The following is a 22,028-nucleotide window of genomic DNA, read 5'->3' on the forward strand; positions in this document are numbered from 1 at the left end:
GCCTCACAAATGCTTCATGAGAATGCTCTCCACATGGCGCAAATGCTCGCTCATCCGCGACGAGGCCGCCTCCGGATCGCCGTCCGCCACCGCGTCGACGATCGCGGCATGCTCCGCGTACAGCCGCTCCGCGACGGAGCGGTTCGCGTACAGCTCCGCCCGCCGCACCTCCCGAATCGCCCGCTCCAGCTGGCCCGTGATCGATTCGAACAAGCCGAGCATGATCTGGTTTCCCGTCGCCTTGGCGAGCAGCAGATGGAGCTGCAGATCGGTCCGCTCCCCTTCTTTGTCGTCTCCGATCGCGCTTGCCATCTCCCGCGCGAGCCCGCGGAGCGCCCGGACGTCCGCTTCCGTACGCTTGGCCGCGGCGATGGCCGCGATCGACAGCTCGAGCGTCTTCCGGACCTCCAGCAGCTCCAGGAGCGTCTCGCGGTTCACGCGCAGCGCCTCAAGCTCGGGAATCGCGGGGGCGGCGGGAATGCTCGCGATGACCCGGCAGCCGCCTCCCTGGCGAATTTCGATCAGCCCCATCGCCTTCAGGGCGCTCAGCGCCTCGCGCGTGGTCGAGCGGCCGACGCCGAAGCGCTCGGAGATCTCCTTCGTCGAAGGGAGCTTGTCGCCGACCCGAAGCTTGCCCTCGACGATTTGTCGCTTCAGATGCTCCGTCATTTGTTCGTAATGGTTCCGTTTCGTCAGCCGGGTCGCCTCCATGCCGCGCGAACCTCCTTTTTCCGTGAAATGGCCGCCGCGCGCGGCCGACATCGCCAAGCGGCGCGGTCCGGGATCAACCGACGAGCAGCGCGTAGACGACGCCGGGTCCGTGGACGCCGATCGTCAGGTCGTTCTCGATGTCCGAGGACCGGCTCGGGCCGGAGATGAAGTGGATGCCGGCCGGCAGTTGCTCCCGCCCTGCGCGGTCGAAATTCGCGAGCACTTCGCCGAGCCGCGTCGCGAGCCGCTCGACCGGAACGACGATTAGAAGCACAGTCGGCAGCAGCGAGACCGAGCGTCCCTTGCCTTTGCCGGACAGAACGGTCACCGAGCCGGTGTACGCCGCCGCGTAATCGGCCATAACGACGCCGATGTCGGCTTCCGCAGCGCGCGCCTTCCAATGCTCCGACGGGTCGCTGTTCCAAACCGAGACCCGCGCCTCGGGCAGCGCCGCCTCCAATCCGAGCGCGGCCAGCTCCGGCTGGTTCTGCCGGACGACCAAGCGCGCGCCGAGCTCCCGCCCTTTGTCCGCGATAAAAGCGCGCACCTCGTCCATGTTCGACAGCCTGACGACGTGCCCGCCGACGCTTTTCCAGTTGTCCGAGAAACGGATGACGCGCTCCTCCAAAGACCATTCGAACGTCCGCCAAAAGTCCGGCGCTCCGCGAAACGAGTGCGCGGGCTTTTCTCGTGTCCGAGGATGTCCCAGCCGCGCGGCGATGCCGTTCATGAACTTCTCCTGCTTGGCCCGGGAAGCCGCTTCCATGTCTTTCAGCCACGCGGCATGGGCCGCATCGGTCGTCTTAATGTCCGCCATGTCCGGCGCCTCCTCCCTGCTCCCGCCGCTTCACGGCTTGCTCCATCCGCCGTTTCATTTCCGGATTCAGCTCTTGCAGCCCATGGCGGATCTCCTGGTCCAGCGTCGCCCACCGGTCGCGGAACGAGGCGCGCGGCAGGCTCGGGGTGACGCGGTAGCTGTTCCAGCCCTTGAGCGGTCCGAGCTTCGTTCGGATCTCTCCCTTGCGGACGACAAGCTTTTGCCCGACCTTCCCGAGCGCGAGAATCGCCTTCAGCCGCGAGGCGTTCGCCATGAGCAGGGCGAAGCCCTTCATGCCGGCCGCCTCAAGCTTGTGACCGTGGCCGGCTTCGACCTTGCGGCGGCGCAGGTAAATCAGCATTTCGTGGAGCGGAATCTTGACCGGGCACGCCTCATAGCACGCCCCGCAGAGGCTGGACGCGTTGGCGATGTCGTCCCATTCGGCGACGTTCTCGTTCAGCGCCGGCGTCAGGACGGCGCCGATCGGCCCGCTGTACGTGCTGCCGTACGCGTGTCCGCCGATATGGCGGTAGACCGGGCAGGCGTTCAGGCAGGCGCCGCAGCGGATGCAGTTGAGCAGCTCCTGGAATTCGGGATCGCCGAGCTGCAGGGAGCGGCCGTTGTCGACGATGATGAGGTGCATCTCGTCCGGGCCGTCCGCGTCGTCCGCCCGCCGCGGGCCGGAAATGCCCGACATGTACATCGTCAGCTTTTGCCCGGTCGCCGATCGCGGCAGCAGCGTCGCCATCACCTCGAGATCCTCGAAGGACGGGATGATCCGTTCCATGCCCATGAGCGTGATTTGCGTCTTCGGCAGGGTGGTGACCATACGCGCGTTGCCTTCGTTTTCGAAGAGCACCATCGAGCCGGTCTCGGCGATCGCGAAGTTGCACCCGGTCATCCCGATGTCCGCCTCGAGAAATTTCTCCCGCAGCTTTTTGCGGACGAAGCCGGCCAATACGGTCGTATCCGCCTCCAGACGCTCGCCCGCCACTTCGGAGAGCAGATCGGCGATCTGGTAGCGGTTTTTGTGGATGGCCGGGATGACGATATGCGACGGCATCTCGCCGGCCAGCTGGATGATGTATTCCCCAAGGTCGGTCTCGATCGCTTCGACGCCGATCTTCTCGAGCGCTCGGTTCAGGTGCAGCTCCTCGGATACCATCGACTTGGACTTGACGACGCTTTTCGCGGACTTGCGTTCCGCGATCTCGAGCGAGATGCGGACCGCCTCCTCGCCCGTCTCCGCGAAGTGTACGTGCACGCCGTTGGCGCGCGCGTTGTCCACAAACAGATTCAAGTAGTAGTCCAGGTTCGCAATCGTATGGAGGCGGATCTGGCGTCCGCGCTCCCGCCACTCTTCCCAATTGCCGTGGTCGGCCGATGCGTTTTTCTTCCCGTTGCGCAGCCGCTCGGTCGTGAACTTGACCGCCTTGCGCAAAAATTCGTCGTTCAAGGCGAGCTCCGCCCGCTCCTTGACCGAAACGTGCGCCGTACCCGTCGCGCTCATCCCAGGTTCGCCCCTTCCGCGAGCAGCTCGGCCAGGTGCATGACCCGTACCGGTTCGTTGCGGTAACGCAAGTTTCCCGCGATATTCATCAGGCAAGCCATGTCGAGCCCGACGAGAACTTCGGCTTCGGTCTCCTTAACGTGGTCTGCCTTTTCCGTTACCATGGCGCCGGAGATGTCCGCCATCTTGACCGCAAACGTCCCGCCGAATCCGCAGCAGTCCTCCGCGAACGGCAGCGGAACGAACTCCAGCCCCTTCACGCGTTCCATGAGCGCCATCGGCTCGTCCTTGATGCCGAGCAGACGGGAGCCGTGGCAGGACGGGTGATACGTCACCTTGTGCGGGAACGTCGCGCCGACGTCGGTCACGCCCAGCACGTTCACGAGAAATTGGGTGAATTCGTACGACTTGGCTTGCAGCTTCAGCGCCCGCTCCCGCTGCGCCGGATCGTCCTCGAACAGCTTCGGATAGTGATGGATCATGCCCGTGCACGAGCCGGACGGCGAAATGACGAAGTCGCTGTCCTCGAACGCGTCGAGAATCGTCAGCGCGCTCGTCCGGGCTTCCTTCCAATAGCCGCTGTTGAAGGCCGGTTGGCCGCAGCACGTCTGAACCCGGGGAAAGTCGAGCGCCACGCCGTATTGGGCCAGCACCCGGACCATCGCCTCCCCCACGCGGGGGTAAATCGCGTCTCCGAGACAGGTGATGAACAACGACACCTTCATGAATGGCACCCCTTTGGGATCAATCGATCGATGATTGCTTGCTTCATTTTATCAGTTTGTCAGGTTGTCAGACAAGTTGAATATGGAAAGATGGCGCAGACGCGGCGCGTTCCCGCGCACCGTCGGCTACGTCGCCTCTCCAGGACGACGTAGCCGGGCGGCACTACACCGTCCGGACCGCGATGCCCCGATCGGCGAACTGCCGCTTCGTCTCCGCCGGCAGACGCCGGTCGGTGATGATCGTGCCGACGCCGTCCAGATCCGCCACGTGCGTGAACGCCTGCACGCCGAACTTGCTGGCGTCGGCCAGCACGACGACTAGATCGGCCATGCCGACCATCTTGTGCTTGACGCGCGCCTGCAGCTCGTTCGACTCGCTGATGCCGCGCTCGAGGTGAACGCCTTTGCAGGATAGGAACGCCTTGTCGACGTGATAGGCGTCGAGCGAGCGTTCGGCCAGCGGACCGACGAACGAAAGAGAGCGCTGGGCGAGCGAGCCTCCGGTAGAGATGACTTCGATCTTCTCTTTGCCGGCGAGCTCCATGGCGACCTTGATGGAGTTGGTCAGGACGGTGAGCGGAATGTCGGGCATTTCGCGCGCCATGTACCAGGCCGTCGAGCTCGCGTCCAACAGGATGCGGTCGTGCGGCCGGATGAGCTGGATCGCCTCCTGCGCGATCCGCTTCTTCTCCTCGGCGTGGACGATCTCCCGTTCGAAATACGGAATTTCCGGCTGCTGCTGCTGCTGATCCTTCACGCTGACCGCGCCGCCGTGCGAGCGCCGCAGGCGTCCGGCCTGCTCGAGCCGGTCCAGGTCGCGGCGGATCGTCTCCTCCGTGACCTTGCACAGCTCGCTCAGCTCGGACACCCGTATACTCCCTCGCTCGTTGACCAGCTCCACTATTTTTTCGTAGCGTTCCGCGACCAGCATAAGCAACCTCATCTCCACTGACTTGATCTATTTTCGATTCGGTCCGCGAGCCTTAGGGCCGCGGTAATCCCGTTACGCGCAAAAACCGGCCGTAGGCGTCGTCCCACGCTTCCCGAGCCCTCGGCTCGTATACGGCCACCGGGAACGAATCCCGGATGACGCGGCGCGCTTCCCAGATGTCCGACAGCTCGCCCCGGGCGATCCATTGGACGGCCAGGTTGCCGATCGCGCTGCCTTCGGCGGGCCCCGCCCACACCGGCTTGCCGATCGCGTCGGCCGACCATTGGCAGAGCAGCGCATTCTGGATGCCGCCCCCGACCATGTGCAAGCCGCCGAACGACTGGCCGGACAACATTTCGGTCAGCTCCAGCACGTAACGGTACTTGAGCGCCAGGCTCTCCAGGATGCATCGCGCGACGGCGCCCGGCGCCTCGGGCGGACGCTGCCCCGTGCGAACGCAATAATCGCGGATCGCGCCCGGCATGTCGCCAGGGTGAAGGAACGCCTCGTCGTCCGGCTCGATGAAGACGGCAAGCGGCGGCGCCTCTCCCGCCAGCTTCACCAATTCGGGAAACGCGTACGACTTTCCCGCCCGCTCCCACGCGCGCCGCGTCTCGTTCAAAATCCACAGGCCCATGATGTTTTTCAGCAGCCGAAACGTGCCGTTCACGCCGCCTTCGTTCGTAAAGTTGAGCGCCCTCGCCCGTTCGTCGATGACCGGGCGTTCAACCTCCGTGCCCATGAGCGACCACGTGCCGCAGCTAAGGTAAGCAAACGAGCGATCCAGCGCCGGCACCGCCGCGACGGCCGATCCGGTGTCGTGTTCGGCGACCGCGTAGACGGGCACCGCCCCAACGCCGAGTTCCTCCGTCAGCGAAGGGCGCAGCGCGCCGACAAGCGTGCCTGGCTGCGCGATCGGACCGAACCACGACGCGGGCAGCCCCAGCTTGGCCAGCAGATCCTTGTCCCAGCCGCCGAGCGTCGGATTGTACAGCTGCGTGGTTGTCGCGTTCGTAAATTCGCTCTGCATTTCGCCCGTGAGGAAGTAGCGGAGCAGGTCTGGGATCATCAGGAACCGCTCCGTCTCCCGCAGGACCGGATGGTTGGCCCGCTTGAGCGCATATAGCTGAAAGATCGTATTGAAAGGCAGAAACTGGATGCCCGTCCGGCCGAACACGTCTTCAGGGGGAATCTCGGCGAACAGCCGCTCCATCGCGCCCTCCGTGTGCCGATCGCGATAGTGGTACGGGTTGCCGAGCAGCTCGCCGCCCGCGCCGACGAAGCCGAAGTCCACCGCCCACGAGTCGATGCCGAGGCTATGCACCTCGACGCCCCGGTGCTTGGTCTTCAGCAGCCCTTGCTTCATCTCATGATAGAGCCGCAGGATGTCCCAATGCAAGCGGTCGCCGACCTGAACGGGGTCATTCGGGAACCTATGCAGCTCTTCGGTCTCGATTCCTTGGTCCGTCAGGCGGCCGAGCAGCGCCCGTCCGCTGCCGGCGCCGAGATCGTATGCGAGTATGCTCGCCAAATGCGGCAGCTCCTTTCGTTTGGATGTCGCAGTGAACGCAGCGTTGCGAACGCCTCGCTTCGATCAGCCGCGCTTCAGCAGCGTTTCCCGCTCGTACGCCTTGACCTCGGCCAGCCATTGCTCGCGCACCGGAACGCCCATCTTGGCGCAATAGTAGTCCCAGACGGCGCCGAACGGATACGATTTGAATTCTTCGACGAGCGCGAGGCGCGTCGTATAGTCGCCCGCGAGCTCGGCTTCGCGCAGCGGCTCGACCGGCTCCAGCATGGCGCGCAGCAGCGCCTTGATCGTGTTGCGCGTGCCGATGACCCACGCCGCGACGCGATTGATGCTGGCGTCGAAGAAGTCGAGGCCGATGTGCGTCTTGGCGAGCAGGTCCCCGCGGACGAGCTCTTGGCCGATCGCAAGCAGCTCGTCGTCCAGCACGACGACATGGTCGCTGTCCCAGCGCATCGGCCGGCTCACGTGCAGCAGAATGCCGTCGGCGAACAGCGCGAGCGAGGACAGCTTGTTCGAGATGACTTCCGTCGGATGGAAGTGGCCGGCGTCGAGGCAGATGAGCTTGTTGCGCTGGATGCCGTAGCCCATGTAGAACTCGTGCGAGCCGACGACATACGCTTCCGAGCCGAGGCCGAACAGCTTGCTCTCGACGGCGTCGAGATGGTAGGCCGGATTCAGCTCCTCCGCGAAAATGTCGTCGAGCGATTCCTTCAGCCGCCGTCTCGGCGCCATCCGGTCGACGGGCGTGTCCTTGAAGCCGTCCGGCACCCAAATGTTCGTGACGCAAGTCTGTCCGAGCTGCTCGCCGAAGTAAGCGCCGATGCGGCGCGAAGCTTTGCAGTGGTCGATCCAAAACCGGCGAATGTCCGGATCCGCGTGACTGAGCGTAAACCCGTCTCCCGACTTTTCGTGGGAAAAGCAGGTCGGGTTGAAGTCGAGTCCGAGTCCCTGCTCCTTCGCCCAGGCGACCCAGCGCTCGAAGTGCTTCGGCTCAAGCCGATCGAGCTCGACCTTTTCGTCGGTGTCTGCGTAAATGGCGTGCAAGTTGACCTTGTGCTTGCCCGGGATGAGCGAGAACGCTTTCTCCAGGTCCGCCCGCAATTCGTCCGGCGTGCGCGCGGCCCCCGGGTAGTTGCCGGTTACCGAGATGCCGCCGGTCAAATCCTGGTCGCGGTTGAGAAAGCCCCGCACGTCGTCGCCCTGCCAGCAGTGCATCGATATTTTGATCTGCGCGAGGCGCTCCAGCGCCGCGTCCACGTCGATGCCGTGCGCTTCGTAAAGCGCTTTCGCGTCCTCGTATTGGCGTGTGATGATCTCTTGCATGCGATGATTCCTCCTCGGGGCTTCGGCCCTTCATGGATTAGGATGATGAGCGGATCGGAAAGGCGATGACCGACATGAGGGCGTTTTCCGCTTGGGTCGCGTCCAGCCGGCTGTACTGCACGATGATGCGGATGTCGCTGCGCACCTCGATGGCGTAGGGGACGCCGACCGGAATCGACGCCCCTCCTTTCGTCAGCGAGCTGGTGCGGATATGCTTGGTTCGCCTGGCCGGAACGACGACGAGGATGTCTTCGAGCGGCTCGCGGTCTTCGAAGAAGATCGTAAAGCTGAGCAGCGCGTCCTCCGCCGCCGTATTGATGACGCATACCGATTCGTGACTGACGAGGCCGCCCGCGCTTTTCTCCGGGATGTAGGCGTCCGGGATATACCATAACTTCTCGCCTGTGGCTTGAGGCATTTTGCGTCTCTCCCCTTCCGTTCGGTCGTCTTCCGGCTTAACGCGTGAACGCCGCAGGCACGCCCCCGTCGATCGTCAGCATGCAGCCCGTCGTTTTGGCGGACTTGGAGGAGGCGAAGAAGGCGATGCCTTCCGCGATGTCCCGCGGATAAATGTTCACGAGCAAAGTCGTGCGCTTGCGGTAGTACTCCTCCAACTGATCCGGCTCGATGCCGTAGGCGGCCGCGCGCTCGTTGCGCCAGTTGCTGTTCCAGATCGCGGAGCCCTGAAGGATGGCGTCCGGCAGAATCGTGTTGACGCGGATGCCGTATTCGCCGCCTTCGGCCGCGATGCAGCGGGCGAGATGCGCTTCGAGCGCTTTGGCCGCGCTGTAGGCCGACGCGTTTTTGCCGGCGTAGATGGAATTTTTGGAGCCGATGAATACCATGTTGCCGCCGATGTCCTGTTCCTTCATCCGTTTGAAAGCTTCGCGCGCCACGAGGAAATAGCCGGTGCCGAGCACGCCCATGTTCAGGTTCCATTCCTTCAGCGACGTCTGGTCGAACGGGCTGGAGGTGGCGAGGCCGGCGTTGTTCACGATGATGTCGACGCCGCCGAAGGCGATCGCCGTCTCCGCGTAGGCCGACTGGACCGCCTCTTCGCTCGTGACGTCCATCTTCACCGCGATCGCGCGGTTTTCGCCGTATTTGGCGTTGATCTCGGCCGCGACCTTTTCCGCGCCTTCGAGATTGAGGTCCGCCAGCACGACGTGCGCGCCTTCGGAGACGAGGCGGCGGGCCGTCTCGCTGCCGATGCCGCCGGCGCCGCCTGTAATAAAGGCGATCTTGCGGGTGAATTCGGCTTCCGGCGGGGCCAATGACAATTTATACAGCTCGAGCGGCCAGTATTCCACGTTGTACGATTCGTTCTCGCTCAGGGAGACGAATTCGCCGAGCGCCGTCGCGCCCCGCATGACCGCGATCGCCCGGTGGTAGAGCGCGCCGCTCACTTGGGACATCGCCCAGCTCTTGCCCGTGTTGATCATGCCGACGCCCGGGATCAGAATGACGCGCGGAGCCGCTTCGAACATGACGTCGCCTTCGTTTTTGTTGCGCTCGAAGTACGCTTTGTATTGCGCCTTGTAAGCGGAGATGCTCGACTTGAGAACGGTCTTCAAGCCGTCGACGTCCTCCGCGTCCGGCGTCCAGTCCACGAACAACGGCACGACCTTCGTGTGCACGAGATGGTCCGGGCACGCCGCGCCGACCTGCGACAGCCTCGGCGAAGCTTCGCCGCCTACGAAGGCCAGCACGTCCGCTTCGTCGTCGAACGTCAGAATCATTTGTTTGGGGTCGCTGACCGCACCGCGGATCGTCGGCATGACGGCGGCCGCGATCCGGCGGCGGACGTCGGCCGGCAGCGCCGGATGCTTGACCCCGCCGAACAGCTTGTCTTCGTTCACGCGCGCCTCGATGTACGCTTCGGCCTCGCTGATGATCTTGATCGTCTGCGCGTAACAGGCTTCGGACGTTTCGCCCCAGGTGACGAGGCCGTGTTTTTCCATCAGGACGAGCTCGGCGTTCGGGTTCGCCAGCACGCCTTCGGCGATCATCTTGGATAGCGAGAAGCCGGGGCGGATGTACGGCACCCACACGAAGCGGTCGCCGAAAATCTCCTTCGCCAGCGCTTTGCCGTTGTCCGCGCAGCAAAGGCTGATGATGGCGTCGGGATGCGTATGGTCGACGTGCTTAAACGGGAGGAACGCGTGCAGCAGCGTCTCGATCGAAGCGCGCGGGTGCTTGGCGTCGATCATGCAGTTCGCCAGGTAGGCGACCATGTCTTCGTCGGACATCTCCGCGCGCTCGAACAGCGGACGGATATCATCCATGCGCAAGCCCGTGAAGTTGCCCGCCTTCATCGTCGCCAGGTCGGAGCCGCTGCCTTTGACGTACATGACTTCGACGTCGCGGCCGCGGAAATCCTTCACGACCGTCTTCGCCGAGGTGTTGCCGCCTCCCCAGTTGCAGACGCGGCGGTCCGCGCCGATCAGGTTGGAGCGATAGACGAGTTCGTTCAATCCGCCGGATTGCTGCGAAGCGGCAGCCGAATCCCACAAGCTTTGTACCATGGATGATAACCTCCGAATAAATGTTTGTTTTTATTTGTTTTGATCATATCATATTTGTTTGTCTTTGAATACTTCCTTTTCAAGCCGAAACGGATTTCGAGAGGAGAAGCGATACGATGAGCGGAGTCCAAACGAGAGCGGCGCGGGCGGAAACGAAGCCTTCTATATGAAAAATCATCTTCCTTTCCCCTTTTGTCTCGAAAAATTGGGTAGTAAGCTTAAAAATCGAACAAAATGGGCCCGTGTGCCCCCATTTTGCCTTTATGTATTCGAAAAATCATACAGAACGGCGTTGCCCGGGCCATCGAGAGTTTGCCGCTCCGGCCTACGCTGATCCCTTTTGTCGTTAAACTCCTGCTGTGCCATTTGCGTCGTTCAGCGTCGTTCAGCATCGTTCCGCCATTTGCGTCGTTCAAGTCCGTTTGCACGCCAAAAAAACACCCATGCGTGCATGGGTGTTTCCTCTCACGATTGCGTTTCCGCTCGAATCGGGCGCACGCGGCTTCACGGATCAGCCCGGCACCCGGAGCCCCAGAATCGCCAGATCGCGCTCTACGCCGTCCAGTTCGGCCACCCGGGGCAAATAGCCCCAGCGCTCGAAGCCGAACTTCGTCAGCAAGGCGATGCTGGGCTCGTTGTGGCCGAAGACGAAGCCGACAAGATTGCGTAGGCCGAGCCGCGGACACGCCTCAATCGCTTGGCGCAGCAGGAGCTTCCCGATCCCTCTGCCGCGATGGCTCTCCGCGATATAGATGCTAATCTCCGCCGTCGCATCGTACGCGGGCCTCCCGTAAAAGGACTGGAAGGAAAACCAGGCGACGATCTCCCCTTCCGACTTCAACACCCACAGCGGCCGCCGTACCGGCTCGTGCGCGTCGAACCAACCGATGCGGCTCTCCGCCGTGACGGGCGAGAGATCGGCGGTCACCTGTCTGCCCGCGATCGTGGCGTTGTAAATGTCGACGATGGCGGGCAGGTCGTCCCGGGTCGCGTCGACGATCTCGTAGGCAGTACTCATGATCGCTTCTCTTCCTCCGAATGTTCCGTTTCGTTCGGCACGCCGATCGGCGGGATCGGTCCTTCGTCCAGCCGAATGTTGATGTAATGATCGACCTCGGGAAACGGATCGTAAAAATGGTGCAACAGCGCTTTCCACTCCTGATATTGCGGGGATCCGCGAAACCCGACCGTATGGTCCTTGAGCGTTTCCCATTGGACGAGCAAAATATATTGGTCCTTTTTCTCCACGCACTTGTTCAGCTCGTGGCGGATGTACCCGCGCATCGACGAGATGATTTTGGAGGCTTTGCGAAAGCTGCTCTCGAAATCGCTGGACATGCCGGGTTTGACGTTTAAAATGGCCACTTCGAGAATCATGGGAACACTCCTTCGTGAAAAATCGCGGTCGGGTAGCCGGGCATCGGTCCGCCCCGCCCGCCTGACGCGTCAGATGAAGCCCGTGCGGACGGCGGTCGCGTAGTCCGTCCGCCCGCGCCGCAGCGCGAGCTCGGCCGCCTCCTCCCAGTCGTAGGGCACGAGGCGGTGCTCGATCTGCGGATCGCCGCCCCCCTCGGCGGAGCCTTCGCTCACGATCGCGTATTCGGCGTAAGGCGTGCCGGAGGCCATCCGGTGAGGCAGCGGCTCGTCGTCTTCGTACGCGGGAAGACCGACGCTGCCCGCGTTCAGAACCAGCTTGCCGTCCGGAAGCTTGCGTGCTGCGAACACATGGCTGTGTCCGCAGATGACCAGGCGCGCATGAACGTGCGCCAGTTCCCGCCGCAGCCGCTCAAGCGGCTTGTACGACGCGCCGTTCGGGCCGACCTCCTCCAGCAGGTAAACATAGTTGGCATCCGGCGTCCCATGGCAGAACAGCCAATCCCCGTCCGTCCACACGGCCGGAAAGTCCGACATCCAGCGCGCAATCTCTCCGGTCAGCAAAGGCTTCACGTAGTTATAGGTTGGGCCCGCACCCTCGGGACGAATCAGTACCTCGTCGCAGTTGCCCATCAGATGGACGAGGCGCGGCTCGTCCATGAGCAGCCGAGCCGTTCCGAGCGGATCGATTGGCCCGAACAGGCTGTCTCCGAGGCAAACGATGCGGCGGACGCCGCGTTCGCCGATGTCGCGCAGGACGGCCTCCAGCGCGGGCCGATTGCTGTGGATATCGGATATGACGGCGATCGCTTCACGCCCCTGCAAGTTCGCCATGGCGTTTCCCCTCCTCTTGGACGTCCTGGTCGGAAAGCCGTTTGCGCATGACGTACCAGCCGTCCGTTCCGTCCGGGTAATTGTGTCGCCTCGCGATCGCATAGCCGAGCCGGAGGTAAAACGCGACGTTCTCCGGCAGCGAGGCGCGCACTTCGATTCGCGTTTCCGCGTACCCGCTCCGCCGGGCCAGCCGTTCGATCGCCGCCATGACGTCGCTGCCGATCCCTTGCGTGCGTACACGCCGGAGGATCGACACTCGCCCGATATACAGATACCGGCCGCGAAAAAAGTACTGAGCGGAGCCTACAGGTTCGTCTCCAAGCCACGCGAGCACCGCGCCGCCGCGGCCCGCGAGCTTGCGGCGGATATCCTCCACCTCTTCCCGCAGCGCGGTCGGAGGCGGATGCAGCCTGCCCTCGTACTCGCCGAACGCCTCTCTCATGATCCGATGGACGACCGGCAATTCTTCTTCCCCTGCCGTCCGGATTTCGCACCGCATGCCGTCCCCCCTCCCTCCCTTGGCTCGTCTACTCTTATCGTATGCCGGGTCCGGGCGAACTTGCTTGCCGGGCTGCGAGAGTCTATTCGGCAGCGCCGCTCACAACGCCAAAAAATAAGAGATGAACGTCTCGTCCCGCTCAAAACCGAGTTCCTCGTACAGCCGCTGCGCCTGCGCGTTCGACCGGGCGGTCGACAGCTCGATCCCTTTGACGCGCGTCAGACGGCCGTAGGCGATGACTTCGGTCAAGAGACGCCTCGCGACACCCTGCCGTCGATGGGACGCGCCGACAAACAGATCGTTCAAAATCCAGGCGCGCTTCATCGAGATCGACGAGAAGGCCGGATACAGCTGCGCGAAGCCCAGCGCTTCGCCGGTATCCGCGTCCCGCGCGAGGAAAACGACCGATTCCAGCTGTGAAAAGCGTTCGAATAAATACTGCTCGGTGCCGGACGGATCGGACGGCTGCCCGTAAAATTGACGGTAGGCGTCAAACAGCGGGACCAGGGCGCTCAAATCGGCGACAGAGGCCGGATGGACTTCGATGAAACGGTTCATGATTTTCCCTCTTTCCGGATCATGGGCGATCGTGGTCGGCTAAAAATTGGAGCAGCTCGCGCTGCGCCTTGTCCGGCTCCGATGCGAATACGGTGTGCCCGGCGCGGTCGAAGGCGACGGCGCGAAGGGACGGAAACAGACGGCCGTATGCTTCGACGTCGCTCGGGAGAACCAGGCTGTCCGCCAGCCTGCCATAGAGGAGAAGAGCCGGAATCGGCGGAAACCGCGCGAAGGCGACATCTTCCGATTCGGCCTGAATGCCGCGGACGGCCGCTTCCGCGATCCGGTCGGACCGGCCTTCCGGGCGAAGATAACCGTAGATGTAGTCGTCGTCCCAACCCGTCGGCATCCGCTTGTGCATCGGCGGATAATCCGCCAGCACAAGACTGCGAATCCGACCTTCAGCCGTTTCGGACGCATAACCGAGCGCATAGGAGACGCCCCGCGAGTAAGCGAACAAATGAAACTCGGACAGCGAAAGCCCCCGCAAAATCGCCGCCAGATCGGACACATGCGGTGCCAAACCGTATCCGGCGGCTGGCGCATCGCTGCGGCCCCGGCCGCGAAACGACAGCGCGACGCTCCTGCGAGGGAGCAGCCACGCCATGAAATCGGCGTATTCGTCCGCCGTCTCCGACAACCCGGGGCAAATGACCAGGGGCGTCAGGGCCGGATTCGCCTCCGCCGCCGAATCGAGATAATGGAGACGGACGCCGTCGTTGTCGGCGTACCGGCCTTCCCTCCATGCGTTCATGGGCTCCCCCGTTCGAATTCGGCCGCGTAAAAAGCGATCGCCCGCCGGTAGGCGCGGATGCCGTCATCCGCGCTCGTCTCGGCCAGCTGTCGGAGCAGCATCGCGATCGCTTCCCGCAATCGGCTTTCGATGTCCGTCATGCGTCTCGCTTCCCTTCCCTATTCCTTGCGAAGCGGTCAGTCGGCCGCGTCTTCCAATCGGTCGATCATCAGCTTGCCGCCCGCCACCTTGGCCCGGCAGCCCAGCTTGCGCAGCATCACGAGCACCTGCTCTTCGAAGGCGAACAGTTCCACGCCTTGAAAGTAGGCATCCGACCGCCGGAGGACGATCGGTTCCATTCCCGGCAGCCTGAATTTGTACTCGTCGCCCTGCTGGCTGACGTGCTTGATGAACGCTTTGACTCGGAGGTACGGCTCATGGTCGAGCACGACGAGCGGGTAGCGCGCGTCTAACGCGGGATAAACTTCGAAAACGTCGGTTTCGATCGGGTATTCGGCCGAGCTGCGTACGGCATGGGCCACGGAGCCGTTCGACTCCGACAGCTTGGCCAGGAGACGCTGCGTCCCCTCTGCGAGTTCCACCAGCTTGGACTGCCCCATCAGCAGGAAACCCCCGACGACGCTGAGGAGCATAAAGATGAATTGGTTCGTAACGATTCCCATAAATCCGCCAAAGATGAAAATGATCAGTCCCGCAAAAAAGAGAAAGTTCGCGATCTTCGACACCTCTCATTCGAACCGAATCATTTGCTCCGTCCACGGCGTCTCCCGAAACGCATTCGCGATGCCGAGCGCCGCCACGGCCTCTTTCGGGACGATCTTCGTCCGCAACGCTGCGCCGAACGGAGCCTCGAACAGCGAAGGCGAAACGCGAACGCGCTCCGTGCCCTCCCAAGCGGCGGACAGCTGCCGTCCGTCCAACCGGACGCCGAAGCCCTCCCGGTACCACGGATGCTCGTCGGCTTTGGCGACGCCGGGCTCGTTGAAGCACACGTACAGCGAAATCTGGTCGCACAGCTGCAAAAGATCGAGATGCCGCTGTACCATGCTTTCGTCCGGATGATATAAGTGGGCTCGGAGCCGCTGCTGCCTCGCCCGCTCCGCATCGATGAAGGCCGCCCATTCGGCGGCGTATGCGTCGCCCGGCGAAGAGAACGAAGAGAAATGCAAGCTGCACAGCAGCCCGGCGTAGGCGCTCATTTCCTCCGCTTCGTCTACACCCAGCCGGTAAAAGGTGAGCTTGGGCAGCAGCGGATAATCCATGAACGAGAAGGGCGCGCCTGCCCGGTCGTACCAGACGGGCGTATCGTCGAGCCGGATCCAGCTGCGGTCGTGCTCCGCGACGGCGAGCAGCGCTTCGTCGACATAGGGACCGTCTCCGAACCACGATCGCCGGAGCCCCTTGGCGATCTCCCCGGACAACCGCGCATGATCGTCCTGCGTCGTCATGACGAAAGCGTATTCGTTTTCGCGTACGATCATCGGAGTGGCCTCCTATCGGCTATGATCCTCTAACTATACCATCCCGCCCGCGCCCCGGTCATCTTTAATCGCGCCCGAAGGCGAAAATACGCAAAAACCGGACGCCCGTTCGGGCGGCCGGCTCTGCCGGTGCGCTAACTTAATCCAGCATGGCGTCGTACGTGCATCTGAAGCGCTCGACACCGGGGTAGCGCTCGCCGAGGCTCTCGACGGTGAAGCCGATGCCGCGGTAAAAATTCACGGCCTCTTCGTCGGTCTCCGCGACGATCGCCTTCGGGTTTTGGGCTTCGAGCAGGGTCAGGATCATGCCTCTGCCGTAGCCTTGTCCGCGCTCGTCAGGCGCAACGACGATATGCCGGATCTCGAGGACGCCGTCGTCCTCCATCCGGGAGCCAATGATGCCGATCAGCGTCTCCTCCTCATAAAAGCCGCGGATGTCCAGAGATGGATCCTCGCGGTATTCCCGGAGCACTTCCACGATGCGGTCGGGATCGGGAAACACCGCCATTTCGAGCAACTCGTACACTTGCGGCTTGTCCAGCCGGTCGCGAATATCCTTCAACACCTGCGTTCGCCCCTTCGATCGATAAACAGTCCTGGTCTAATCGTACGCAAATCCCGCCCAAAGATCAATCGGAGGCGCTGACGGACACCCGATCTCGCGGCATCGCCTGCGGAAGCTGTCGCATCCTGCGGCTTCCCGGGAAATGGTCACGCCTCGCCCGCACGGATGACGAGCTTGCCCCGTCCCCGCCGGCTTCAAGGCTCGCATGCGCGAGCGCCGCGTCCTCGCGTTACACCTTGTCGTTAAGAAGCACCATATGGATGTGGTCCTCCCAGCGCCCGTTGATTTTTAAATACTGCCGAGCGAGCCCCTCGTCGTAAAAACCGAGCTTTTGCACCACGCGCAGCGAGCCTTTGTTTTTCGGCATGATGTTGGCTTCGATCCGGTGCAGCCCGAGCGATTCGAACGCATAATCGATGACCGGCTTCAACCCTTCCGTCATGTAGCCGCGCGATTCAAACTCGGCATCGAGCCGGTAGCCCAGGTGACAGGACAGAAATGCTCCTCGCACGATATTGCTGAGCGAGACCGAGCCGATGATCCGTTCGGGGTCGGACAGCGGGTACATCCATACCCTGAACAGCTGGCCCGTGGCCATCGTCATCTGGTCGTGCCGCAGGAGATGGGCTTGATGCTCCAGTGTGTAGTACTCGGACGGCCTGTCCGGCTCCCATTCCTTCAGAAATCCGCGATTTCGCAGCATGTAGTCGAGCAGCGCGCCCGCCTCGGTCTCGTCGATCGTCCGAAGCGCGAGGCGCGCCGTCTTGAATTCGATCGTCATCGTTCTCCCCACCCCTTTTATCCGACCACCATTCGCGTCCGTATGTCGTCGGCGTAGTCTTTGCCGATGCGGATCACATTGCGGTCCCATCCGTTATCCACGGCGAAGTAGCCCGTGGTCGTCTCGAATCCGATGCCGTGCAGCATCCAGCCGGATCCTTCGGCGGGCGTTGCGGCGAATTCCACCAGGTCGACGCCCGCGATGAAGGCGCCGACAAATCCGTTCAGCTCCGGTCGGCCGATTCGCCATTCGCAGCCGGGCACAGGCATCAACTCGACCGCGTTCACCGTCACCGCCAACGCATGCAATCCGGCATGGCACACCTCCAAGTTGAACGCATCCAGCTCGAATACGACCGGCGCCCGGTCGTGCCAACATTCCATGCCGACGTCCCAAAGCGAATAGACGTTGAGCAGCCTGCAGCCCTGCAGCCGCTCCAGCTGCGGGCCTTCGGCCGCCATCAACGCCTCGGTCGTCTCGTGCCAAACGGGATCGTACCCGGGAATTCGGTCTCTCACGGGTCATGACTTCCTTCTCTCGTTGTCGTGGCGCCCGGCGAAGACGCTCCCTCCGCCCGGCGCCCGGCCCGCGTCAGGACCGGGCCGTCCAGGCGGAGCGGATATAGCCGATCTTCATCCCGGCACGCTCCATATTGCGATGGCTCTGCGACAGAAAAACGCACTGTCCGACCATCAACCGGCAGCTGCCGGATATCGCTTCTTCCAATCTACGCTTCAAGAGGAGTCGTTGCAACCCCTTCCCGCGAAACTCCGGCAGCGTAGCGGCGAACGTGCACGAGGCGATCCCGTCCCGCAGGTGCAGGACCCCGGCAGCCGCCGGCCGCCCGTCTACCGCAGCCAACCAAAACGTCCAGCCGGGACGCCCGAGAAGCACGCCGTTGTTCGTCGCGACCGGACGGATCCCGTCTTCGGGGAGTCCGAACGCCCGGCATTGGATCGCCGCGTAAAGGTCGATCTCCTCGTCCAACAGCACGCGGTTTGTGATCTCTCCCCGATCTCCGACCGTCTGAAGAGCCGGCTCCCTCGAGACGAGCGGCTCGGACAAATCACGATAAAGAGTCGTATGATATCCGGCGAGCTCGTAGCCGAGCTCGCCCAGCTTCCGCGTCAACCCGTTGTCCGTCAGTCCCGGCACGATCTCAATCTGCGGACGCCTGCCCCGCTCGCGGTAGAAGGCGTCAATGTCGGCGAGCAGCGATTCGTCGCCCGCCCGAAGCCCCTTGACCGTGTTGAAGGAAGCCCAGGGCATCGTTTCGCTGTAATAGGCCACGGCACCGCCGAATTCCCGAATGTCAACGCCTTCGGGATTGCCCGGCCGTGCGCGGATGGCCGTCATGCGATCGGACATGTAAGCGATCTCGGAACGCTCGATTTCGTCGATCAGGCTGGCGTCGGGAAGAATGTAATCAGCCATGGCGGCTAACCTCCAACCTCTGCCGGATGAGACGAATTTGTCCCCGATGATTGATCTCGTCCTCGAACACGTGATACCACATAAAATGGTAGTTGGCCGGATGGCCTTGCCAGAACGGCTTTTCCGTCGCCAGCCATGCATCGTCGACCTCGCGGAACAAAGCCAGCGTACGGTCGCGGACCGACTGCAGCACGTGCCAATGATGATCCATGTCGCGGCCGCTTAGGCTAGCCCGCCCTTCATCGCCTAGATTCAGCGCCGGCCCCCACTCGGCACGTTCGGATTCGTTTAGGCGCCGTTCTTCGAACGTCTGCACTTGGTAGGCATATTCCACGGCTGCAAAGTGGCGAAGCAGCATCGCGATCGAATTGCGGCTAACGTCGGTGACCGTATCCAGCTCCTCGACGCCGAGCCCTTGAACCGCCCTCCACGTCGTGTAGCGGGCATAGTTCATCATGGATAGCAACCGCCCGACATGCGGCGAATAGCCCGGCATATCCGCCACGAGATACAGCTTGTCCTTGTCAAAAGTGGTTGGACTCATCGGAAACCCCCCTTCGGAAAGGTAGATCGATGCAAACGGCATCTCGCGATGCTCCTGAAGATAACGAACGCGGATTTGGGCGATGCTAGAAAACGGAGGTGTTTCGCATGCCCAAGCCTTTTCCCGTTTCTCTGTTCCTGACGCTCCTCGTCCTTGCGATCGGTTCGTTATGCCCTGCGAGCGCGCACGCGGAAAAAGAGCCGCGCGTATCGGTTTTCGACGTCCGGCAAAGCACGGTCGTCGCCGTTCGGCCGCTTACGAAGACGCTGCAATCCGACATCCTGGCGGCACTCGCCTCGGATCCCCAGGTATATCCCGGCCTTCGTCTGGATCCGGAAGACGGCTGGGTGATGCGGGTCCGTTTCGAACCCGCCGCGACCCCCGGGCATCGCTTCTACGCCTATCCCGTCCGCGAGGCTTATTTGTTTCTGGCACGCGGTCGGCAGCCGTATGCGCTACTCGTTCAGGCCTCCGGCTTCGTCGCAGTCTCGCTTCGCTTCGATCCGGAGCCTTTTCTTCGGTGGATCGACGATGGGCAAGCACCCGTCAGCACGACTCCGCCGATTCCAAGCCCGCATTCCGAAACCGAATGATTGAAAAGTCCGTCAACGTGGAGGCGAGAATGGCGTCACGCAGCGGAAATAGGCTCGGCGTAAAGCGCAGCTCGCAGTCGGCGGCGACGATCCGGTCGAGAAGGCGGTCCACCCGCGCGACGGAGACCGGCTCGACCGGCTCCGTCGTCGTGTAGTAGCCGGCGATCGCATCGGCGCACACGAACCCTTCGGAAGCGAACCGATATTGGTAGAGCGCGCCGTCCCGAATCCGTTCGTACCAAGCCCGCTCCACTGCGATTATCTTCCTGGCGGCGGACATGGAGAAGAAGCGGCTGCGGTCCTCCTCGCTGACCGCGTCCGAATCGGCATAGATCACTCTGGGACAATCCCGGGGAAACAAATAGTGAACCAGATGCGCCTCGTCGATCGCCCACACGACGGGAGCATCTTCCGGCCGCGAAGGAGGCGGTCGAGGTACGAAGCGGACGATGTCCGGCTCCTCGCTCATATGGTAGAGCCGAAGTTGTTCCTCTCCCGTCGGTGTGTCGTTGGTCCCGGCTAATCGCACAGCACTTCTCCAGGAAGATCCCGGAGCTCGAACATCCGCTCGATCTGCGCTTTCGTATTCCGTTGGGCGGACAGCTCCGGCAGCTGGTCCCGCTCGAAAAGTCCGACTTGGAGCGTCTCCATTCCCGCACCCATCCGGCCGCCGATCGACTCGCACAGGATGAATATTTTATAGATATGCCAGGGCGAAGGGGGATGGCCATGAAACTTTTTGTCCAAGATGCCGAGCAGCCGTACCGGCTTCACGTCCAAGCCCGACTCTTCGCGCACTTCCTTGACGGCGACTTCCTTCGGGGACAGCCCGATATCCGCCCAACCGCCGGGCAGCGACCAAGCCCCGTCGAGCCGCTCCTGGACGAGCAGAATCTTGTCTCCCTCGAAGACGACGCCGCGCACGTCGACTTTGGGCGTCGCGTACCCGGTTTCCGAAGCGAACAACTCGCGAATCCGTTCGCTCTCCGCATCGGTATACCGTTTGAGAATGTCGACGCTGAGCGTGCGCAGCATCTCGAACCGCTCCAGGTCGTAGATGTCCTTGGAATAAGCTAATCCGGCCTGACTGATCGCTTGAATCTGCTTGGCCCACTGCAGCCAAAGGGGTTCCATCCCGCAGCGCCTCCTATCGTTTCCATGTTAGACGAGCTAGAACGGCCCCTCGTTGCGGTCTGCCGACGAAGCCGATTGCTTTTCTTTCCGCATCCGATCCGGTCTCAATCCCCCACGATCCACGCCTTTAAAGCCGTCTCGCTAATGCCGCTTTGCATGAAGCGGTACCGCGTTCCCGTCAGCCGCTGCGCCCGATCGATGATCTGTCCGAGATGATAGCCGGTATGCTCGACCAGATGATACAGGTCGTACATATCCACATCCCTGCAGGCGCAGACGGCCTCGTCGAACGCTTGGAACGCCTCTTCAGCCTCCGCGATCAACGCGCGCTTATCGCCGTTCCCTTCCGGAAATTCGTTCTCGATGCCCTGCGCGAAAACGGCGCTCGGGTCCCGGAACCGCTGCGTGTTCCGGCGGATATGTAACAACACATGCCCGACGATACCCCCGATGCTGTTCATGCCCTCCGCTTCCTTCAGTCGCAGCGTCGACTCGTCCAACGATTCGAGACTGGCGGTCAGCTTTGGGAGATAGTGATGGATCATGCGATGCTTGGAAATCGTGATGAATTGCCTCAGCGTCTCGTCCATTCGTAAGACGCACCTCCTGATTCGTGATGCTCTTAGCGTTTGCGCAATTCGTCCAAAATTTGCTCCAGCTGCCCGATTATTTTTTGGTCGTTTTCCAGCTTACGTTTAAGCAATGTGTAGATGCTTCCCGACCCGATCAAGAGGAACGCGACGAGAATAATCAGGATGATCATAAATGGCCTCCACCTGGACACTCGAGGAAATAGGGGATAACTACGCGTGCGGACACCACGCCGGTAGAAAGATGGTCAGACGAGCCAGGCCCGGATCCCCTCTTCGTCCCAAATTTGCGCCTCGATATACCGCTCGGGCCCCTTTTCCCCGTTCGCGTTCCACGATTGGGGCATTCCGTAAGCATCGATGACCTGTACGATCTCGCTTTTCGTATACACCTGCCCGCGATAAGGCTTGCCGTCCTGCACCTTCATCGTCGGAAATAGATCGCCGTACGTAAAGCTGATCGCGTCTTCGGGAAAGACGTCCCAATCCATGCTGAGGCAGTCGGAGTTCTCGTACCAGCTCAACAGCCAGTCGCAGGCTTCCAGCGTCATGTAGTGCGGAAACGCCGTTCGAGGTCGCCCGCCCTTATCTTCGAACAACTTCCTCGCTCGCGCCTCCAGCTCTCTCCGGACAGCCATATAGCCCTCCGGCCGCTTGGCGGCGAAGGCCCGGCCTTCCCGAACGATCTGCCTCGATAGACGCTCCGCATCGGGGATCGGCAAGCCGGACAAATTGCGGAACGGTCCCCGGCTCGCATCAAAGTAGTGGTACAAAAATCTCGTCATCGGCAACGCCTCCGTCGAATCGCATCCGG

29 protein-coding genes are annotated in these 22,028 nt (G+C 62.3%); 1 reads left to right on the top strand and 28 read right to left on the bottom strand.

Going from position 1 to position 22,028, the window contains the following annotated elements:
• Nucleotides 1–3: 3 nt before the first annotated feature.
• The 23 genes from LKX83_RS01545 to LKX83_RS01655 form a co-directional block, all read right to left on the bottom strand.
• Nucleotides 4–711 carry a FadR/GntR family transcriptional regulator gene (locus tag LKX83_RS01545; protein WP_227880181.1) on the bottom strand — a complete coding sequence of 236 codons (708 nt, stop codon included), beginning with the start codon at nt 709–711 and terminating at the stop codon, nt 4–6.
• 73 nt (nt 712–784) lie between these two features.
• Nucleotides 785–1,528, bottom strand: a complete 744-nt coding sequence (locus tag LKX83_RS01550; RefSeq protein WP_227880182.1) for a LutC/YkgG family protein — start codon at nt 1,526–1,528, stop codon at nt 785–787.
• The gene (locus LKX83_RS01555; protein WP_227880184.1) at nt 1,515–3,038 is read right to left on the bottom strand and encodes a LutB/LldF family L-lactate oxidation iron-sulfur protein; all 1,524 of its coding nucleotides are present in this window, start codon (nt 3,036–3,038) and stop codon (nt 1,515–1,517) included. The genes LKX83_RS01550 and LKX83_RS01555 overlap by 14 nt, the downstream gene beginning before the upstream one ends.
• Entirely contained in the window at nt 3,035–3,763 is a 729-nt protein-coding gene (locus tag LKX83_RS01560) for a (Fe-S)-binding protein (protein WP_227880188.1), read from the bottom strand. The genes LKX83_RS01555 and LKX83_RS01560 overlap by 4 nt, the downstream gene beginning before the upstream one ends.
• A gap of 163 nt (nt 3,764–3,926) precedes the next feature.
• Nucleotides 3,927–4,694: a DeoR/GlpR family DNA-binding transcription regulator gene (locus LKX83_RS01565; protein WP_227880189.1), complete on the bottom strand. Its 768-nt coding sequence runs from the start codon at nt 4,692–4,694 to the stop codon at nt 3,927–3,929.
• Between the two features lie 52 nt (nt 4,695–4,746).
• Nucleotides 4,747–6,225: a rhamnulokinase gene (locus LKX83_RS01570; RefSeq protein ID WP_227880192.1), complete on the bottom strand. Its 1,479-nt coding sequence runs from the start codon at nt 6,223–6,225 to the stop codon at nt 4,747–4,749.
• Between the two features lie 63 nt (nt 6,226–6,288).
• Nucleotides 6,289–7,548, bottom strand: coding sequence for an L-rhamnose isomerase (gene rhaA, locus LKX83_RS01575; RefSeq protein WP_227880194.1), 1,260 nt, complete (start codon nt 7,546–7,548; stop codon nt 6,289–6,291).
• A gap of 37 nt (nt 7,549–7,585) precedes the next feature.
• Nucleotides 7,586–7,966: a sensory rhodopsin transducer gene (locus LKX83_RS01580; RefSeq protein WP_227880196.1), complete on the bottom strand. Its 381-nt coding sequence runs from the start codon at nt 7,964–7,966 to the stop codon at nt 7,586–7,588.
• A 37-nt stretch (nt 7,967–8,003) separates the two neighbouring features.
• Nucleotides 8,004–10,073 carry a bifunctional aldolase/short-chain dehydrogenase gene (locus LKX83_RS01585; RefSeq protein WP_227880197.1) on the bottom strand — a complete coding sequence of 690 codons (2,070 nt, stop codon included), beginning with the start codon at nt 10,071–10,073 and terminating at the stop codon, nt 8,004–8,006.
• 511 nt (nt 10,074–10,584) lie between these two features.
• The gene (locus tag LKX83_RS01590; protein WP_227880198.1) at nt 10,585–11,091 is read right to left on the bottom strand and encodes a GNAT family N-acetyltransferase; all 507 of its coding nucleotides are present in this window, start codon (nt 11,089–11,091) and stop codon (nt 10,585–10,587) included.
• Nucleotides 11,088–11,450, bottom strand: a complete 363-nt coding sequence (locus tag LKX83_RS01595; RefSeq protein WP_227880199.1) for an antibiotic biosynthesis monooxygenase family protein — start codon at nt 11,448–11,450, stop codon at nt 11,088–11,090. The genes LKX83_RS01590 and LKX83_RS01595 overlap by 4 nt, the downstream gene beginning before the upstream one ends.
• Nucleotides 11,451–11,519: 69 nt before the next feature.
• The gene (locus LKX83_RS01600) at nt 11,520–12,281 is read right to left on the bottom strand and encodes a metallophosphoesterase family protein (RefSeq protein ID WP_227880200.1); all 762 of its coding nucleotides are present in this window, start codon (nt 12,279–12,281) and stop codon (nt 11,520–11,522) included.
• Nucleotides 12,259–12,780 (bottom strand): GNAT family N-acetyltransferase, encoded by a 522-nt coding sequence (locus LKX83_RS01605; protein WP_370638997.1) that lies wholly within the window; start codon nt 12,778–12,780, stop codon nt 12,259–12,261. Before LKX83_RS01605 ends, LKX83_RS01600 begins: the two co-directional genes overlap by 23 nt.
• Nucleotides 12,781–12,879: 99 nt before the next feature.
• Nucleotides 12,880–13,338 (bottom strand): GNAT family N-acetyltransferase, encoded by a 459-nt coding sequence (locus LKX83_RS01610; RefSeq protein ID WP_227880203.1) that lies wholly within the window; start codon nt 13,336–13,338, stop codon nt 12,880–12,882.
• 19 nt (nt 13,339–13,357) lie between these two features.
• On the bottom strand, nt 13,358–14,092 hold the full coding sequence (locus tag LKX83_RS01615; protein ID WP_227880204.1) for an alpha/beta fold hydrolase: 735 nt from the start codon (nt 14,090–14,092) through the stop codon (nt 13,358–13,360).
• Nucleotides 14,089–14,232 (bottom strand): hypothetical protein, encoded by a 144-nt coding sequence (locus LKX83_RS01620; RefSeq protein WP_227880205.1) that lies wholly within the window; start codon nt 14,230–14,232, stop codon nt 14,089–14,091. Before LKX83_RS01620 ends, LKX83_RS01615 begins: the two co-directional genes overlap by 4 nt.
• A 36-nt stretch (nt 14,233–14,268) precedes the next feature.
• Nucleotides 14,269–14,754, bottom strand: a complete 486-nt coding sequence (locus tag LKX83_RS01625; protein ID WP_227880207.1) for a hypothetical protein — start codon at nt 14,752–14,754, stop codon at nt 14,269–14,271.
• 66 nt (nt 14,755–14,820) lie between these two features.
• The gene (locus LKX83_RS01630; RefSeq protein WP_227880209.1) at nt 14,821–15,573 is read right to left on the bottom strand and encodes a DUF3891 family protein; all 753 of its coding nucleotides are present in this window, start codon (nt 15,571–15,573) and stop codon (nt 14,821–14,823) included.
• A 139-nt stretch (nt 15,574–15,712) separates the two neighbouring features.
• On the bottom strand, nt 15,713–16,138 hold the full coding sequence (locus tag LKX83_RS01635; protein ID WP_227880210.1) for a GNAT family N-acetyltransferase: 426 nt from the start codon (nt 16,136–16,138) through the stop codon (nt 15,713–15,715).
• Nucleotides 16,139–16,367: 229 nt separating this feature from the next.
• Nucleotides 16,368–16,919: a GNAT family N-acetyltransferase gene (locus LKX83_RS01640; protein ID WP_227880211.1), complete on the bottom strand. Its 552-nt coding sequence runs from the start codon at nt 16,917–16,919 to the stop codon at nt 16,368–16,370.
• Nucleotides 16,920–16,936: 17 nt separating this feature from the next.
• A complete protein-coding gene (locus LKX83_RS01645; protein WP_227880213.1) occupies nt 16,937–17,437 on the bottom strand; it encodes a hypothetical protein in 501 nt (166 codons plus the stop codon).
• 73 nt (nt 17,438–17,510) lie between these two features.
• On the bottom strand, nt 17,511–18,353 hold the full coding sequence (locus tag LKX83_RS01650; protein ID WP_227880217.1) for a GNAT family N-acetyltransferase: 843 nt from the start codon (nt 18,351–18,353) through the stop codon (nt 17,511–17,513).
• A complete protein-coding gene (locus tag LKX83_RS01655; RefSeq protein ID WP_370638998.1) occupies nt 18,346–18,897 on the bottom strand; it encodes a mycothiol transferase in 552 nt (183 codons plus the stop codon). The genes LKX83_RS01650 and LKX83_RS01655 overlap by 8 nt, the downstream gene beginning before the upstream one ends.
• A 107-nt stretch (nt 18,898–19,004) precedes the next feature.
• Here LKX83_RS01655 and LKX83_RS01660 point away from each other — a divergent pair, with 107 nt between their 5' ends.
• Entirely contained in the window at nt 19,005–19,490 is a 486-nt protein-coding gene (locus tag LKX83_RS01660) for a hypothetical protein (RefSeq protein WP_227880219.1), read from the top strand.
• Here LKX83_RS01660 and LKX83_RS01665 read toward each other — a convergent pair.
• From LKX83_RS01665 to LKX83_RS01685, 5 genes are all read right to left on the bottom strand, one after another.
• Nucleotides 19,444–20,019: a DUF6886 family protein gene (locus tag LKX83_RS01665; protein WP_227880222.1), complete on the bottom strand. Its 576-nt coding sequence runs from the start codon at nt 20,017–20,019 to the stop codon at nt 19,444–19,446. The genes LKX83_RS01660 and LKX83_RS01665 overlap by 47 nt on opposite strands.
• Complete coding sequence (locus LKX83_RS01670) at nt 20,010–20,624, bottom strand: NUDIX hydrolase (protein ID WP_227880223.1); 615 nt, start codon at nt 20,622–20,624, stop codon at nt 20,010–20,012. Before LKX83_RS01670 ends, LKX83_RS01665 begins: the two co-directional genes overlap by 10 nt.
• A gap of 104 nt (nt 20,625–20,728) precedes the next feature.
• Nucleotides 20,729–21,214, bottom strand: a complete 486-nt coding sequence (locus LKX83_RS01675; RefSeq protein WP_227880224.1) for a DinB family protein — start codon at nt 21,212–21,214, stop codon at nt 20,729–20,731.
• 32 nt (nt 21,215–21,246) lie between these two features.
• Complete coding sequence (locus tag LKX83_RS01680) at nt 21,247–21,387, bottom strand: hypothetical protein (protein ID WP_227880226.1); 141 nt, start codon at nt 21,385–21,387, stop codon at nt 21,247–21,249.
• 75 nt (nt 21,388–21,462) lie between these two features.
• A complete protein-coding gene (locus LKX83_RS01685; RefSeq protein WP_227880228.1) occupies nt 21,463–21,999 on the bottom strand; it encodes a hypothetical protein in 537 nt (178 codons plus the stop codon).
• Nucleotides 22,000–22,028: the final 29 nt, after the last annotated feature.

The sequence above is a fragment of the Cohnella baijiui genome (assembly GCF_020731285.1).
Taxonomy (GTDB): domain Bacteria; phylum Bacillota; class Bacilli; order Paenibacillales; family Paenibacillaceae; genus Cohnella.

Bases quoted from the DNA above. Each gene is read 5' to 3' on its own strand.
- LKX83_RS01660 (WP_227880219.1), top strand. From the start codon at position 19,005: ATGCCCAAGCCTTTTCCCGTTTCTCTGTTCCTGACGCTCCTCGTCCTT.
- LKX83_RS01545 (WP_227880181.1), bottom strand. From the start codon at position 711: ATGGAGGCGACCCGGCTGACGAAACGGAACCATTACGAACAAATGACG.
- LKX83_RS01620 (WP_227880205.1), bottom strand. From the start codon at position 14,232: ATGACGGACATCGAAAGCCGATTGCGGGAAGCGATCGCGATGCTGCTC.
- LKX83_RS01590 (WP_227880198.1), bottom strand. From the start codon at position 11,091: ATGAGTACTGCCTACGAGATCGTCGACGCGACCCGGGACGACCTGCCC.
- LKX83_RS01555 (WP_227880184.1), bottom strand. From the start codon at position 3,038: ATGAGCGCGACGGGTACGGCGCACGTTTCGGTCAAGGAGCGGGCGGAG.
- LKX83_RS01640 (WP_227880211.1), bottom strand. From the start codon at position 16,919: ATGACGATCGAATTCAAGACGGCGCGCCTCGCGCTTCGGACGATCGAC.
- LKX83_RS01650 (WP_227880217.1), bottom strand. From the start codon at position 18,353: ATGGCTGATTACATTCTTCCCGACGCCAGCCTGATCGACGAAATCGAG.
- LKX83_RS01675 (WP_227880224.1), bottom strand. From the start codon at position 21,214: ATGGACGAGACGCTGAGGCAATTCATCACGATTTCCAAGCATCGCATG.
- LKX83_RS01630 (WP_227880209.1), bottom strand. From the start codon at position 15,573: ATGATCGTACGCGAAAACGAATACGCTTTCGTCATGACGACGCAGGAC.
- LKX83_RS01580 (WP_227880196.1), bottom strand. From the start codon at position 7,966: ATGCCTCAAGCCACAGGCGAGAAGTTATGGTATATCCCGGACGCCTAC.
- LKX83_RS01585 (WP_227880197.1), bottom strand. From the start codon at position 10,073: ATGGTACAAAGCTTGTGGGATTCGGCTGCCGCTTCGCAGCAATCCGGC.
- LKX83_RS01655 (WP_370638998.1), bottom strand. From the start codon at position 18,897: ATGAGTCCAACCACTTTTGACAAGGACAAGCTGTATCTCGTGGCGGAT.
- LKX83_RS01625 (WP_227880207.1), bottom strand. From the start codon at position 14,754: ATGGGAATCGTTACGAACCAATTCATCTTTATGCTCCTCAGCGTCGTC.
- LKX83_RS01670 (WP_227880223.1), bottom strand. From the start codon at position 20,624: ATGGAACCCCTTTGGCTGCAGTGGGCCAAGCAGATTCAAGCGATCAGT.
- LKX83_RS01560 (WP_227880188.1), bottom strand. From the start codon at position 3,763: ATGAAGGTGTCGTTGTTCATCACCTGTCTCGGAGACGCGATTTACCCC.
- LKX83_RS01600 (WP_227880200.1), bottom strand. From the start codon at position 12,281: ATGGCGAACTTGCAGGGGCGTGAAGCGATCGCCGTCATATCCGATATC.
- LKX83_RS01605 (WP_370638997.1), bottom strand. From the start codon at position 12,780: ATGCGGTGCGAAATCCGGACGGCAGGGGAAGAAGAATTGCCGGTCGTC.
- LKX83_RS01680 (WP_227880226.1), bottom strand. From the start codon at position 21,387: ATGATCATCCTGATTATTCTCGTCGCGTTCCTCTTGATCGGGTCGGGA.
- LKX83_RS01685 (WP_227880228.1), bottom strand. From the start codon at position 21,999: ATGACGAGATTTTTGTACCACTACTTTGATGCGAGCCGGGGACCGTTC.
- LKX83_RS01615 (WP_227880204.1), bottom strand. From the start codon at position 14,092: ATGAACGCATGGAGGGAAGGCCGGTACGCCGACAACGACGGCGTCCGT.
- LKX83_RS01550 (WP_227880182.1), bottom strand. From the start codon at position 1,528: ATGGCGGACATTAAGACGACCGATGCGGCCCATGCCGCGTGGCTGAAA.
- LKX83_RS01565 (WP_227880189.1), bottom strand. From the start codon at position 4,694: ATGCTGGTCGCGGAACGCTACGAAAAAATAGTGGAGCTGGTCAACGAG.
- LKX83_RS01610 (WP_227880203.1), bottom strand. From the start codon at position 13,338: ATGAACCGTTTCATCGAAGTCCATCCGGCCTCTGTCGCCGATTTGAGC.
- rhaA (WP_227880194.1), bottom strand. From the start codon at position 7,548: ATGCAAGAGATCATCACACGCCAATACGAGGACGCGAAAGCGCTTTAC.
- LKX83_RS01595 (WP_227880199.1), bottom strand. From the start codon at position 11,450: ATGATTCTCGAAGTGGCCATTTTAAACGTCAAACCCGGCATGTCCAGC.